Below are 13,492 nucleotides of genomic sequence, written 5' to 3' on the forward strand. Positions count from 1 at the left end.
GTCGAATGGCGCACCACATTTCCGATCTGGAGGACATCATGGCCGCGAACACCTCGTCCCACGTCACGACCGCTTCGCCGACCAGCCGGTCGGTCGGTCGCTCCGCCCTGCGTGGCGCCTTGCTCGGCGCAGGAGCCTCGCTGGTCATGGCCGCCTTCGCGATGATGGCGGCAGTGACCTATCAGGCAACCGGCTTCTTCACGCCGCTCTACCACATCGCCTCGACGCTGATCTCGCCCGAGGCGATGATGACGTCGATCGCCCAGGCGGCCGACGGCAGCCTCTTCTTCTTCACGTTCGGCCCAGCAGTGCTCGGTGCGGTGATCCACATGATGATCGGCGCGATGTACGGGGCGGTGTTCGCGGTCGTGGCCCGCGGCCTCCGGCTGCACGGACCGGTCCTCGTCCTCGGCGGCACCGTGTGGGGTGCGATGGTCTTCGTGGTCAGTTCCTTCGTCGCGCTCCCCGTGGCCGCCGGCCTGTTCGGCAGCGGCGACCAGATCGCTCAGATGGCCTCGATGGTCGGCTACCCGACCTTCCTGGTCGAGCACGTGCTCTTCGGCCTGACCCTGGGCCTGCTGCTCGCACGGCGCCCGGCAGGCCGGGGCTGACCCGGTCCCGTACGGCCGGCGGCCGGTGCCCCCCGGCCGCCGGTCAGCCGGCCGACCGACGGTCGCGGCCGGTGCCGACGGGCGTCAGCTCGACCCGGTACCCGTGGGTGAACAGGGTGGTGGGGACGGGCACACCGACCCGTCGGTAGACCTCGCGCGGGATCCCGATGTCCGCCACGTACAACCGGCCCACCTCGACGCCGTCGAGCCCCGACTTGGGCAGCGCGAGCGTCATCGTGGTCGAGGCACGCACGAACACGCCCGGCGCGGTCCCGGACGTCGCGTCGATCCCGGACGGCACGTCCAGGGAGAGCACGGGTGCCTGTGCGCCGATCATCCAGTCGATCAGGGCGGCCGCAGCGTCTCGGGGTGCACCGGCCAGGCTGTAGCCGAGCACGGCGTCCAGGACGAGCTCGGGTCGGAGCGAGCCGATGTCGTCCGCGTCGACGACCCGCCCACCGGCGGCTCGGAACAGTGCGAACTGGTCGGCCGGGACGCCCGTGAGCCGGGCCGGTTCGGTCACCACCACCGTGACGTCTCCGCCGTGGTTGACCAGGTGGCGGGCGGCGCACAGCCCGCCGCCCCCGTTTCCCCCGGTCCCGGAAGCGACGACGATCGGGCGCCCGTCCCAATCCTCGCCCAGCGACTCCGCGCACAGCTCGGCGAGGTTCCGTCCGGCGTTCTCCATCATCTGGTACAGGTTGGGGCCCACCTCCTGGATCGCGACCCGGTCGACCTCGCGCATCTGCGCCGTCGTGATCGCCGGGACCAGGAGGCCGGTCGGGGTGGTGAAGGTGTCAGCTGTCATGTGCTCTCCCGAGGTGGTGGACCCGCGACGTCCGTCGATGCGCTGGCCCGATCGGGCGGCTCCCCCGATGTTCCAAAGGTGGACGGCGACGAGCTTCGCCTGGCCGGGCGGCACGGCGACCACTCTGCCTCACCCGCGATGGCCGAGCACCCCCGATGTCAACCGGGCTTGCGCGCCACGAACAGCAGGAGCGGCAATGCCAGGTGGCGGCCGGGCCCAGCCGTCCGGGCCAGCGCGGCCGCCGCAGCGTCGAGCTGCCGGGGTGTCCGGCCGGGTGTGTAGAGCGCCCGGACTGCCAACCGGGCATCCTCCGCGGAGTGCACCGGGAACCGGAACCGGTGCCGGTCTGCCCGCACGACGTCCAGGCCGGCACGTTCCATGAGCTTCGTCGGGTGGCGTCGGCGTACCTGCTGGGGCATGGCGCCGACGCCGTGCAGATGCCGGCCCAGCACCGCCAGCGGCACCACATCTCGCATGAGCAACGGCGACCGGGACGGCAGGAGGAACGCAGCCGTCCCGCCGGGGCGCAGTACCCGGGCCACCTGGTCCACCGCGAGATGCAGGGGCTGGACCAGCATGAGGCCCATGGACGAGACGACCGTGTCGACCGAGTGGTCGGCGAGCGGAAGGGCGAGGGCGTCCGCCTGCTCGACCGGCCCGCGTCCGCGGTCCCGCGCCGGTGCCAGCTCGGCCTCGGACAGATCCACGCCGAGGTAGGAGGATGCGGCCGTGAGACGTGGCTGCAGGGGAGCGCTGCCGCAGGCGACGTCCAGGACCGCCCCGAGCCGGTCCGGCAGGGCGTCGACGAGCCAGTCGTACGGGGAGCCGAGGCGCGGGTCGCGGACGAGGTCGAACGCCCGCTCCGTGATGCCGGGGTGCTGGTCGTGGTAGGTGTGCAGGTACTCGATCCACTCGGTGCGCACGTCCGGTCAGCTCGCTCGGCGGGCCTGAGCGGCGGCGACGTCCCATCGCGGCCGACCTCGCCTGGGAAGCCGCGAGCTCCCGGCGAGATGGCTCGGCAGCGCCGTGGCCACTCGGTGCCATGATGCGCGCGCCGCCCCTCGTGTGATCCTCACCCATGACCTCCTCTTGGAGCGGCCGGTTCGCGCTCCTCGGGCAAGGAACCCTGGGGCGGCTCCTGATTCCGCTCGGGCCCAGGGCACGACCTCGGCGTCGATGCCGGCGATGATCGTGCCCGGCTCGCCCGAGGAGGTACCGCCGTCGTGGAGCAGGCGCTCGAAAAATTCCGGCCGCCGGTCAGCCGGCCTCGGCCTGCGCGATGGCCCAGGCTGCGTTCACCAGCCCGATGTGGCTGAACGCCTGCGGGAAGTTGCCGAGCATCTCCGGGTCGAGGTGCTCCTCGGCGAGCAGCCCGACATCGTTGCGCAGACCGATCGTGACCTCGAAGACCTCGCGGGCCCTGGGGACCTGACCGGCCAGCGCGTGGGCGTGGGCGAGCCAGAAGGTGCAGATCAGGAAGGCGCCCTCGGTCCCGATCAGACCGTCGTCGCTCCGGTAGCGGTATACCAGGCCGTGCTGGTCGACGAGGTTCGCCTCGATCGCCGCGATCGTCGACAGGACCCGTGGGTCGTCACCGGGCAGGAACCCCACGATGGGGATCAGCAGTGCGCTCGCGTCGAGGGTCGAGGAGTCGAACGACTGGGTGAACGCGCCGAGCTCGGGGTTGAAGCCCCGCGTGAGGACCTCGTCCTCGATCGCGTCCCGCTCGCTCGTCCAGCGAGCCCGGGTGGCGGGATCGGCGTCGAGGTCGTCGGCCATGCTCAGCGCGCGGTCCAGTGCGACCCAGCACATCACGGCCGAGTGCACGAAGCGCCGCGGTCCCCCACGGACCTCCCAGATCCCCTGGTCGGGCTCTCGCCACTGGTCGGCGGCGGCGTCCGCGACGCCACGGAGGAACGCCTTCGTGACGGCGTCGGTCGGGAAGACCTGCGCCCGCAGCCGGTGGACGGCGCCCAGCACCTCACCGTAGACGTCCAGCTGGCGCTGGTCGAAGGCTCCGTTGCCGATCCTCACCGGTCGGCTGCCGCGCCAGCCGGCGAGGTGGTCGAGGGTGCGTTCGGCCAGGTCGTGCTCGCCGGCGATGCCGTACATGATCTGGATCGGGCGGCCGCTGCTCAGGTCGGCCGCGGCGGCGTCGACCAGCCAGGACAAGAACTGTCCGGCCTCGTCGGGGCAGGCGGCGACCCACAGGGCCTCGAGCGTCATGCTGGCATCGCGCAGCCAGGAGTAGCGGTAGTCCCAGTTGCGCGTGCCGCCGACCACCTCAGGCAGGGACGTGGTCGCCGCCGCGACGATCGCGCCGGTCGGGGCGAAGGTCAGTCCCTGCAGGACGGCGCCGCTGGCCCGGACGAGGTCGCGCCACGGCCCGTCGTAGGTCTGGTGAAGGGACGCCCACGAGGCCCACGCCTGCGTGGTGTCGACCAGGTGGCGGGCGACGTCGGCGGGGTCCCACGCCGGTGCGGGGTGACCCGGCGGCGCCCATTGCAGCGCGACCGTCGTGGTCTGGCCCGTGCGCAGGCGCACCCGTCCGGTAGCGGAGCCGCCGGCCACGCTCATCGGCACGTCCGTGCTCAAGGTGAGGAGGTCGGGCCCGCCCCGGACCTCGACCCCACGATCGGTGTGGCGCAGGAGGGGCACCGTGAAGCCGTACTCGGGTCGCGGGGCGAAGGACACCTCGAGCTCGACCTGCCCCGACTCGCACACGGCGCGCCGCAGGAGGGCGTGCGGCGCCCGCCGCCCGATGGCGTGGTCTCGTTCACCCTCACCGAGCGCCAGCGCATCGGTGACCACCACGACGCCCCCCACCGTGCGGATCGTGGTCTCGAGCACCAGGCCGCCGTCGAGGTAGCGCCGCGTGATATCGGCCCGCTCCACCGCACCGAGGCGGAGGTGCCCGGCCGTGTCGCCGAGAAGGCGGCCGAGGACACTCGGCGCGTCGAAGCGGGGGAAGGCCAACCAGTCCACCGACCCGTCGCTGGAGACCAGCGCCGCGGAGTTGCAGTCGGAGAGTAGCGCGTAGTCCGCGATCGGGAGGTCGCTCACGAGCGCTCTCCCCGGGCTGCTCGATCCGCGACGGGTGCCGGCCTGGCCTGAGTCGCTGTGCTCACGATGTTCTCCTCGTCCACGGTTCCACGTTGGTGCCGGTCCTGGCACTACGTCAACCCGCGCCGGGGCGGCGACGCTTCCACGAGGCGTCGCCCGTGTGCGTGGCACCGCGGAACGGTGCGGCCGGGCGGCGGGTTCCGCGGTGCCGAACCGGCCCGGTCCGAGAACAGGAAGGACGACGATGGCTCAGCGGGCGACGTTCGCCGGAGCAGGCGGGCAGCGGCTGGCGGGTCTGCTGGACCTGCCGGACGGCGAGCCCGTGGAGGGCAGCGCTCTCCCGCCACTGCTTCACGGGCGGCAAGGACTGCATCGGCCCTGCTCGGATCGCCCGGGTGCCGACCGCCCGCGGTTTCGCCGTCCGCCGGTTCGACGTCGCGGGACCGGGCGAGCCCGCGGGGACCGACCTCGTGGCTCCACCCGCACCGGACCGAGCCGCGACCGGGAATCGTCGGGGCGGGGACCGGGTTCCCACTGAGTCACCATCCGCACCAGTTGAGGGAGAGATCCGATGCGCGCAGTCTGGAACGGCACGGTCGTCGCCGAGAGCGACGCGACCGTGGTGGTGGAGGGCAACCACTACTTCCCACCCGAGTCGGTCCGGTGGGATGTCCTCGAGGCTTCCGACCACCGCTCGACCTGCCCTTGGAAAGGCCAGGCCCACTACTGGTCGGTCGACGACGGCGAGCGGAGCGGTACGGATGTCGCGTGGTCCTACCCGGAGCCGTCGCCGGCGGCCCGCGAGATCGCCGAACACGTCGCGTTCTGGCGCGGGGTCACGGTCGAGGCCTGAGCCCGATGGATCAGCAGACGCGGCCGGTCGCCCGGTACATCGGTTCCCACCTCGTCACGCGGGCGTTCGCGACCGACCGCACCGTGGTGCCGATGCTGGTCGGGTGGCGGCAGCGGGCCCTGAGCCGGTCCGGCGGCCTGCCCGCCGTGGTGCGGGACCCGGCGGTCCGCACCACCCCGGCCCACGCCCAGCACAGTGTCCTGGACCCGCAGGAGAACGCTGACCCACACACGCTCTTGCCGATCCTCGAGGCCCGAACCGGCCGCGGCACGGCGGCCGTACGGTGACCGCCGCCGGCCGGGACGTGCTCGGTAGGAGGCTCAGTGCCGACCTGGCGCTGGTGACGCCGGACGGCGGGGCCGCACGGCTGGGGGACCTCGCCACGGAGGACTGGCTCGTCATCCAGCTCGTCCGGTACTTCGGCTGCCTGCCGTGCCAGGAGTGGCTGATCGGTCTGGACGCGGCGGCGCCCGACCTGGCCGCCCTCGGTGCCCGTGCCGCCGCGGTCGGCGGGTCGGCCGACTTCCAGGCCAAGTGGCTGCGCGACGAGCGGGGAGTGCAGATGCCCCTGCTGCTCGACCCCGGAAACGGCCTGCGCGACGCCGTCGGCGCCGGTGCCCGGCTCGGAATCCGCCTGGCCGACCCTCGGGGCCTGGCTGCCTACGCCGGGGCACTCGCTCGGGGCGCCAGGCCCCAGCGGATCACCGCCGACACGGTCCGCAGCCCGGGTGTGGTGGTGCTCGACCGCGATCTGAGCGTGCGGTGGGTCCACGTGGGCCGACGGATCGGCGACTACCCCACGCTGGGCAAGGTCGTCAACGTCGTGCGGGCGCTCGCGTCTACCGGCGGTGCGTGACCGCCCCTGTCCGTGCTGATCACGTGACGGTGGTCGACGGGGAGTCGCAGACCCACCTCGTCCCCGACGCGCGGTGCGTCCCACACGGTGGCCTGAGCGCTCAGCGTGATGCCGACGACCGCCACGTGGACCAGCACCCGGGCTCCGTCCGGCGTGACGGAGCTGACGGTGCCCCGTACGTCCGCGCCCCGCGCCGTGGGCTCGGTCAGACCGACGACCTCGGGTCGAAGCACCAGCACCGCTTCCCCGCCGGGTCGGGCGACCGCGGGCGCCAGGGCGAGGTGGCCGAGCGCCGAGCGGTGCACCCCACCCCGGAGGAATCCCGGCACCGCGTTGTGGCCACCGAGGAACGCGTGGACGGGTAGCTCCGCGGGGTGCGCGTAGAGCTCACCGAGCGGTCCGTGCTGGGCGATCCGACCCTCGAGCAGCACCCCGACGCTGTCCGCCAGGACGGCCGCCTCGTGCTGATCGTGGGTGACCAGCAGGATCGTCGGCTCCACCGCCGCGCGCAGCTCGTCGACAGCACGTGCATCTCGGCCCGCACCGACGGGTCCAGGGCGCTGAACGGCTCGTCCAGGAGGAGGACGTCGGCCCGCGGCGCCAGCGCCCGAGCGAGCGCGACCCGCTGCTCCTGCCCGCCCGAGAGGGTTTCGGGGCGGCGGTGGGCGAGCGCGGACAGGTGGACCAGCTCGAGGAACCGGCCGGCGTCGGCGCGTGCGGCCCGGCGCCGCGCACCAGCGACGGCGAGTGGGAAGGCGATGTTGTCCAGGACGTCGAGGTGCGGGAACAGCCGGGGCCGCTGGAAGACCAGCGCGGTGCGCCGGTGCTCGGTCGCCACCCCACGCACCGAGCGCCCCGCGACCAGGATGTCTCCGCCGTCGGGCGTGTCCAGACCGGCCACGAGACGGAGCACCGTGTGGTCAGCTCCCACACGGTGTCGCTGGTCAGGGGAACGGACTCGGCCAGTCCTTCGACCGGCGGCACCGCAGGGGTCCCGCCGGTCGCGAGCAGGGCCTGGTGGAAGTGGTGCGGGTGACCGTCGACCTCGACGGTGGCAGGGCCGGTGAACACGGCGTTCCCGTGCAGCACGTGCCCCCCGCGGCCCTGAGGGCGTCCGCCGAGTCCTGGGGCTCGATCGCTGCGATCGTGGCCCGCACGTGCCCCACGACCTCGGCGAGGTCGACCCGCACGTCGGTGACGTGCACGCCGAGGGTTTCGGCATGGCGGGCCTCGGCTGCCCGGCCGGCGGCGGCGAGCAGGGCCTTGCTCGGTACGCAGCCGGTCCACAGGCAGTCACCGCCGGTGCGGTCGCGTTCGATCGGCGCGACCCGGGCACCCAGACGCGCGGCGGTCTTGGCACCGACGATGCCGGCTGTCCCCCCGCCGATCACCAGCAGGTCCCAGGGATGATTCGGTGCGCTCACGGTCGACTCCTCGAGGTCGGGCGGGTCGGTGGGACCTCTAGAAGCTGAGGATCTGGTGGCCGTCGCCGACCAGGCCGCGGATGTTCGCGTGGGCCTCGTGGACGCCGGCGTCGATGAACGCGGCGGCCGGCATCGGCCCGCCGTCGGCGCGTGCCAGGTCCGTGGCGGCGTCCTCGTGGATCACGACGGCGACTCGCCGGCATGTCCGGGTCGGGTGACCATGGTGTGCTTCCCCCCTGGTCGCACCGGGCTCGGTCCGACCAGGGGGGAACCCGTACGGGGCACGGTCGATTCCGTGCCCGGTGGACGGCCTCGACGGTCGCGGTCGTGGGCCCGAGCTGCCGGCCGGGCCGGCTACCGGAGCGCACCGGCAACGCGCCAGGACTATCCCGACAGACGTCCCGCCCTGGTCCGCGCGCGCCGTGGCGCGGCAAGGATGTGGCAGACGTCGGCATCGGTGCAGTCGGCCGGATCGAGGTGGCGGCCGCGTTCGATGAGATGGTGCAGCTCCGACTCCAGTGCGGCGAGCTCGGCCTGCCGCGCACGGATGACGTCGAGCTTGTGGCGCAGCAGGACCGTCACGTGCGCGCACGGTGCGGCGCCGCGGTCTCGAACCCCGACGATGCTCCCGATCTCCGCGAGGGTCAGGCCCGCAGCTTGCGCACGCCGGATGAACAGGACACGGGCGACTGCCGAGTCGTCGTAGGAGCGGTAGCCGTTGGCTTCCCGTCGTGGTTCGGGCAGGAGGCCCTTGCGCTCGTAGAACCGGATGGTCTGGGCGGGCACCCCAGCCGCGTCGGCGAGCTCCCCGATCAACATCCGGCCAGCGTACCCCTTGACCTTGCACCATGAGACAACGTCTACCGTCGCCTCATGGGCGCACCGACACTCGCCCCTCGACAGGAGACGTCATGAGATATGACCTGATGGTGATCGGTGCCGGGATGGCCGGCGTCGCCGCAGCCAACAAGTGCGCATCGCAAGGCTGGAGCGTGGCGATCGTCGACGACCTTCCCTACGGGGGCACCTGTGCGTTGCGCGGATGTGACCCGAAGAAGATCCTGCGGCGCGGCGCCGAGATCATCGACAGTGCCCGGCTGATGCGCGGCAAGGGCATCGACGCCAACGGGCTGTCGATCAACTGGGGCGACCTGATGGCGCACAAGCACGGATTCACCGACCCGGTCCCGCAGAACATGGAGCGGGGCCTGGCGGGCAACGGCGTGCACACGCTGCACGGCTCGGCGAGGTTCACCGGCCCGAACCGGCTCGAGATCGACGGCGCCCCGTACGGCGCGGCGCACTTCCTGATCGCCACCGGCGCGCGCCCGCGTCCGTTGGACTTCCCGGGCCACGAGCACCTGGTCGACAGCACCGAGTTCATGGACCTGCCGGTGCTCCCGAAGCGGATCCTGTTCGTCGGCGGCGGATTCATCTCCTTCGAGTTCGCCCACATCGCCTCCCGCGCCGGCAGCACGACGACGATCATCCACCGCGGCCCACGCCCCTTGAAGGGATTCGACCCCGACCTCGTCGAGCTCCTCATCACCCGGAGCACGGCCGCCGGGATCGACGTCCGACGCTCCACCACGATCACGGGCATCGACAAGACCGCGACCGGCTTCCAGGTCGGCGTCGACCGATCCGGCATCCCCGAGCGGATCGAGTGCGACCTCGTCGTGCACGGCGCCGGGCGAACCCCCGATCTGTCCCGGCTCGTCCTCGACGCCGCCGGCATCGAATGGGGCGAGCACGGCGTGCGGGTGGCCGACCACCTGCAGAGCACGAGCAACCCCGCCGTCTGGGCGGCCGGCGACGCGGCCGACACCCGGGGAATGGCCCTGACGCCGGTCGCCGTGGTCGAGGGCAAGGTCGCCGCCTCCAACATGCTCAAGGACACCACCACCATTCCGGACTACACCGGTGTCCCGACCGCCGTGTTCACCATTCCCGAGCTCACCCGGGTGGGTCTGCTCGAAGCCGAGGCCAGGGACAGGGGCCTGGATATCGATGTCCGCTACCAGGACACCAGCGGGTGGTACTCCAACTACCGCATCGGCGAGACCACCGCAGCCAGCAAGATCCTCATCGATCGCGCCACCGACCAGATCGTGGGCGCGCACCTGCTGGGGCCCGAGTACGGCGAACTGATCAACATCGTCGGGCTGGCGATGAAGCTCAACCTCACCACCCGTCAGCTCAAGTCGACGACCGGCGCCTACCCGACCGTCGGATCGGACCTCGGCTCCATGCTCTGAGCCTGAGCCTGAGCCTGAGCCTGAGCCTGAGCCTGAGCCCGGGCCCGCAGGCCGCGCCCGGCACCGCCGGCGGCGGGCCCGCCGGCCCCGGGCGCGGCCGCGGCTCGACGTGCGCCTGGTCACTACGATCTGGCCCATGCGCACAGATCGGCAGGGACGGCTCCAGGTGATCTGCGGACCGATGTTCGCGGGGAAGTCGGAGGAGCTCCTGCGGCGGGTGCGGCGCGCCCAGCTCGCCGGGCTCGCCGTCGAGGTCGTGAACCACGCGTTGGACCAGCGCCACGGCACGGGTGAGGTGTCCTCGCACGCCGGGCTCCGGATCCCCTCGCACGCGGTGCCCGACGTCGGGGCGCTCCTCGACCTGGTCGCCGGCCGGGCGCTGGACCTCCTGGCGATCGACGAGGCGCAGTTCTTCGGTGCGGATCTCGTCCCGGCGGTCGGGGAGCTCGTGCGCGGCGGCACGACGGTCGTGGTCGCCGGCCTCTGCGTGACGTTCGACGGCCGCCCCTTCGAACCGCTGCCGTCCCTCATGGCGCTGGCGGAGGACGTCACGAAGCTCACGGCCGTGTGCACGGTCTGCGGGCAGGACGCAGCGTTCCACCAGCGAGTGGTGGCCGACGACGTGGGGGACGCCCGCGTCCCGACCGCGGCGCACGTCGGCGGTACCGAGTCCTACCAGGCGCGGTGCCGGCGCCATCTCGAGCTGCCCTGAGGATCGTCCGCAGGAGCCCCCGGGGTTCCCCGCACCGGGCGCGCGCGACGGCCGGGCCCGTACCCTGCCGTCATGCGCGCAGCCCTCGCCCAGTTCGCGGCCACGCCCGACAAGGCGGCCAACCTCTCCGTCGCCACGGACCTCATCGCCCGGGCGGGCGCCGACGGCGCCGTCCTCGTGGTGCTGCCCGAGTACGCGATGTCCTGGGACGCGCGGGCGACCGCCGCCGACCTGCTGGCCGGCTCCGAACGTCTCGACGGCCCGTTCGTCACCGCGCTCGCCGCCGCCGCCGCCGCCCACCGCGTCACCGTGGTCGCGGGGATGACCGAGCGGCCCGTGGGTGGGGGAGGGCTGCCCGCCAACACCGTCGTCGCCGTCGGGCCGGACGGAGCCCTGGTGGGCGCGTACCGCAAGGTGCACCTCTACGACGCGTTCGGGGACCGTGAGTCCGACCGACTGGCCGCCCACCCGCCCGAGGCCCTCGTGCTGGACCTGGAGGGGGTGCGGGTGGGGGTCATGACCTGCTACGACCTGCGCTTCCCGGAGATGGCGCGCTTCCTGATCGACGCCGGGGCGGATGCCCTGGCCGTGCCCGCCACCTGGATGGCCGGCCCCGGGAAGGTCGCGCACTGGGAGGTGCTCGCCCGGGCACGGGCGATCGAGAACACCGCCTACGTGCTCGCCTGCAGCCAGAGCGGGCAGTACCGCACGGGCCGGTCCCTCGCCGTCGACCCGTCCGGAGAGGTCCTCGCCTCCCTCGGGGAGGGGCCGGGGGTCGCGGTCGTCGAGGTCAGCCCCGACAAGGTCCGCGCCGTCCGCGAACGGAACCCGTCGTTGGCGAACCGGCGCTTCACGGTCGGGTGGTGACGGCGGGCGCGTCACCGGCGCGGCCATACCATATCCAGCCGAACATCGGGTGACTACCGGTGGATCCGGCGGGCGATGTCTCATCAGCCGACCCGATAAATGCGCTGACCTGCGTGGATGCTAGAAAATCTCTTGCGGGAAATCTCACATACCGATCACGATCCCGTAACGATCTGACGTGTGGTTTCGCACACCACACACACGGGACCTAAGGTTTCGCACAACCCACCCGGTGTCGGCGCGCGACTGATACGTCTCGGCGCGTCAGGGCCCTGGCCCGGGCTGGCGGAGCATCGTGCTCACCCATCAGGAGGAACATTGAAGACCAGGCGTATGGCAGGCATTGCTGCCTCGATCCTCGCCGGATCCCTCGTGCTGGCCGCGTGCAGCGGCGGCGCGACCGACACGGCCACGGAGCCGGCAGCGACCGGGGACACCGGTGCGTCGACCGGGATCGTGACGGCCAACAGCAACGAGCCGCAGAACCCGCTCATCCCCACCAACACCAACGAGGTCGGTGGCGGCAAGATCCTCGACCTCATCTTCGAGGGCCTCGTGTACTACGACGCCGACGGTGCGGCCCACAACGCGGTCGCCGAGTCCATCGAGACCGACGACGCCCAGAACTACACGATCACCATCAAGGAGGGCCTGACCTTCACCGATGGCTCACCGATCACGTCCGCGAGCTTCGTCGACGCGTGGAACCAGGGCGCGCTGCTGAGCAACGGGCACCTGTCCAGCTACTTCTTCGAGCCGATCGAGGGCTTCTCGTACGACGAGGACTCCGAGCTCACCGGCCTCAAGGTCGTCGACGACACCACCTTCACGGTGGCGCTCACCCAGCCGGAGGCGGACTTCCCGCTACGCCTGGGCTACTCGGCGTTCTTCCCGCTGCCCGAGGCCGCCTTCAAGGACATTGCCGCCTTCGGCGAGAACCCGATCGGCAACGGTCCCTACATGCTCGCCGGCGAGGGCGCCTGGGAGCACAACGTCGGGATCGACCTCGTGCCGAACCCCGACTACTCGGGTGAGCGCGTGCCGCAGAACGGTGGCGTGTCTCTCAAGTTCTACGAGACGCAGGACGCCGCCTACAACGACCTGCTCTCCGGCAACCTCGACGTGATCGACGCGATTCCGGACTCGGCGTTCACGACGTTCGAGACCGAGCTGGGCGACCGCGCGGTCAACCAGCCCGCGGCGATCTTCCAGTCCTTCACCATCCCGGAGTACCTCGCGCACTTCGGGGACGACGAGGAGGGCAGGCTCCGCCGTGCGGCGCTCTCCCACGCGATCAACCGGGCGGAGATCACCGACGCGATCTTCCAGGGCACCCGCACCCCGGCCAGTGACTTCACCTCCCCGGTGATCGATGGCTGGTCCGACTCCATCCCCGGCTCCGAGGTCCTCGCCTACGACGAGGCCAAGGCCAAGGAGCTGTGGGCGCAGGCCGACGCCATCTCCCCGTGGGAGGGCACCTTCACGCTCGCGTACAACACCGACGGCGGCCACCAGGCCTGGGTCGATGCCACGGTGAACTCCATCCGCAACGTGCTGGGCATCGAGGCCGAGGGCAACCCCTTCGCACTCTTCGCCGACATGCGCACCCAGGTCACCGCCGACGCGATGACCGGTGCGTTCCGCACGGGCTGGCAGGCCGACTACCCCGGCCTCGGCAACTTCCTCGGGCCGCTCTACGGCACGGGTGCCGGGTCGAACGACGGCGGCTACTCGAGCCCCGAGTTCGACGACCTGCTCGCGCAGGCCGCCGCCGCCAAGAGCGTCGAGGAGTCCAACACGCTGTACCAGCAGGCGCAGGAGATCCTGTTCCGGGACCTCCCGGCCATCCCGCTCTGGTACTCCAACGTGACCGGTGGCAGCGCCGAGACGGTGCAGAACGTGCAGTTCGGCTGGAACTCCGTGCCGATCTACCACGAGATCACCAAGGCGGAGTGACCGCGCCCACACTGGGCTGAGAGCAGACGGGGGCGGGACCTCACGGTCCCGCCCCCGTTCGTGTGTCGGGGACATCGCGTAATG

The 13,492-nt window shown here is 71.9% G+C and carries 15 protein-coding genes and 1 pseudogene; 8 read left to right on the top strand and 8 right to left on the bottom strand.

Annotated features, from left to right (window positions below):
- Positions 1-38 precede the first annotated feature (38 nt).
- On the top strand, positions 39-611 hold the full coding sequence (locus ACYC1Z_RS00795; RefSeq protein WP_461407654.1) for a hypothetical protein: 573 nt from the start codon (positions 39-41) through the stop codon (positions 609-611).
- Between the two features lie 43 nt (positions 612-654).
- Here ACYC1Z_RS00795 and ACYC1Z_RS00800 read toward each other — a convergent pair whose 3' ends face one another.
- The 3 genes from ACYC1Z_RS00800 to ACYC1Z_RS00810 form a co-directional block, all read right to left on the bottom strand.
- The gene (locus ACYC1Z_RS00800) at positions 655-1,419 is read right to left on the bottom strand and encodes an NAD(P)H-hydrate epimerase (RefSeq protein ID WP_461407655.1); all 765 of its coding nucleotides are present in this window, start codon (positions 1,417-1,419) and stop codon (positions 655-657) included.
- 158 nt (positions 1,420-1,577) lie between these two features.
- The gene (locus tag ACYC1Z_RS00805) at positions 1,578-2,342 is read right to left on the bottom strand and encodes a class I SAM-dependent methyltransferase (RefSeq protein WP_461407656.1); all 765 of its coding nucleotides are present in this window, start codon (positions 2,340-2,342) and stop codon (positions 1,578-1,580) included.
- Between the two features lie 334 nt (positions 2,343-2,676).
- Positions 2,677-4,482 carry a glycoside hydrolase family 15 protein gene (locus tag ACYC1Z_RS00810; RefSeq protein ID WP_461407657.1) on the bottom strand — a complete coding sequence of 602 codons (1,806 nt, stop codon included), beginning with the start codon at positions 4,480-4,482 and terminating at the stop codon, positions 2,677-2,679.
- Positions 4,483-5,053: 571 nt separating this feature from the next.
- Between ACYC1Z_RS00810 and ACYC1Z_RS00815 the strand changes: the two genes are divergently transcribed.
- From ACYC1Z_RS00815 to ACYC1Z_RS00825, 3 genes are read left to right on the top strand one after another with little or no spacing between them, the layout of a single operon-like run.
- Positions 5,054-5,335, top strand: a complete 282-nt coding sequence (locus ACYC1Z_RS00815) for a DUF427 domain-containing protein (RefSeq protein ID WP_461407658.1) — start codon at positions 5,054-5,056, stop codon at positions 5,333-5,335.
- A gap of 5 nt (positions 5,336-5,340) precedes the next feature.
- The gene (locus ACYC1Z_RS00820) at positions 5,341-5,622 is read left to right on the top strand and encodes a hypothetical protein (protein ID WP_461407659.1); all 282 of its coding nucleotides are present in this window, start codon (positions 5,341-5,343) and stop codon (positions 5,620-5,622) included.
- A complete protein-coding gene (locus tag ACYC1Z_RS00825; RefSeq protein WP_461407660.1) occupies positions 5,619-6,191 on the top strand; it encodes a redoxin domain-containing protein in 573 nt (190 codons plus the stop codon). Before ACYC1Z_RS00820 ends, ACYC1Z_RS00825 begins: the two co-directional genes overlap by 4 nt.
- Here the strand turns inward: ACYC1Z_RS00825 and ACYC1Z_RS00830 are convergent.
- From ACYC1Z_RS00830 to ACYC1Z_RS00850, 5 genes and pseudogenes are all read right to left on the bottom strand, one after another.
- Positions 6,128-6,691, bottom strand: coding sequence for a TOBE domain-containing protein (locus ACYC1Z_RS00830; protein WP_461407661.1), 564 nt, complete (start codon positions 6,689-6,691; stop codon positions 6,128-6,130). The genes ACYC1Z_RS00825 and ACYC1Z_RS00830 overlap by 64 nt on opposite strands.
- Positions 6,692-6,813: 122 nt before the next feature.
- Positions 6,814-7,122: pseudogene (locus ACYC1Z_RS00835) on the bottom strand (ATP-binding cassette domain-containing protein); the annotation flags it as partial.
- Between the two features lie 13 nt (positions 7,123-7,135).
- A complete protein-coding gene (locus ACYC1Z_RS00840) occupies positions 7,136-7,615 on the bottom strand; it encodes an FAD-dependent oxidoreductase (RefSeq protein WP_461407662.1) in 480 nt (159 codons plus the stop codon).
- A 37-nt stretch (positions 7,616-7,652) separates the two neighbouring features.
- Positions 7,653-7,799 (bottom strand): hypothetical protein, encoded by a 147-nt coding sequence (locus ACYC1Z_RS00845; protein WP_461407663.1) that lies wholly within the window; start codon positions 7,797-7,799, stop codon positions 7,653-7,655.
- A gap of 200 nt (positions 7,800-7,999) precedes the next feature.
- Positions 8,000-8,434, bottom strand: coding sequence for a heavy metal-responsive transcriptional regulator (locus tag ACYC1Z_RS00850; RefSeq protein ID WP_461407664.1), 435 nt, complete (start codon positions 8,432-8,434; stop codon positions 8,000-8,002).
- A 92-nt stretch (positions 8,435-8,526) separates the two neighbouring features.
- Between ACYC1Z_RS00850 and ACYC1Z_RS00855 the strand changes: the two genes are divergently transcribed.
- From ACYC1Z_RS00855 to ACYC1Z_RS00870, 4 genes are all read left to right on the top strand, one after another.
- Positions 8,527-9,873 carry a dihydrolipoyl dehydrogenase family protein gene (locus tag ACYC1Z_RS00855; protein WP_461407665.1) on the top strand — a complete coding sequence of 449 codons (1,347 nt, stop codon included), beginning with the start codon at positions 8,527-8,529 and terminating at the stop codon, positions 9,871-9,873.
- Between the two features lie 136 nt (positions 9,874-10,009).
- The gene (locus ACYC1Z_RS00860) at positions 10,010-10,585 is read left to right on the top strand and encodes a thymidine kinase (protein ID WP_461407666.1); all 576 of its coding nucleotides are present in this window, start codon (positions 10,010-10,012) and stop codon (positions 10,583-10,585) included.
- 72 nt (positions 10,586-10,657) lie between these two features.
- The gene (locus ACYC1Z_RS00865; protein ID WP_461407667.1) at positions 10,658-11,452 is read left to right on the top strand and encodes a carbon-nitrogen hydrolase family protein; all 795 of its coding nucleotides are present in this window, start codon (positions 10,658-10,660) and stop codon (positions 11,450-11,452) included.
- Between the two features lie 333 nt (positions 11,453-11,785).
- The gene (locus tag ACYC1Z_RS00870; protein WP_461407668.1) at positions 11,786-13,408 is read left to right on the top strand and encodes a peptide ABC transporter substrate-binding protein; all 1,623 of its coding nucleotides are present in this window, start codon (positions 11,786-11,788) and stop codon (positions 13,406-13,408) included.
- The last annotated feature ends 84 nt before the right edge of the window (positions 13,409-13,492 follow it).

This window comes from Georgenia sp., assembly GCF_054605595.1.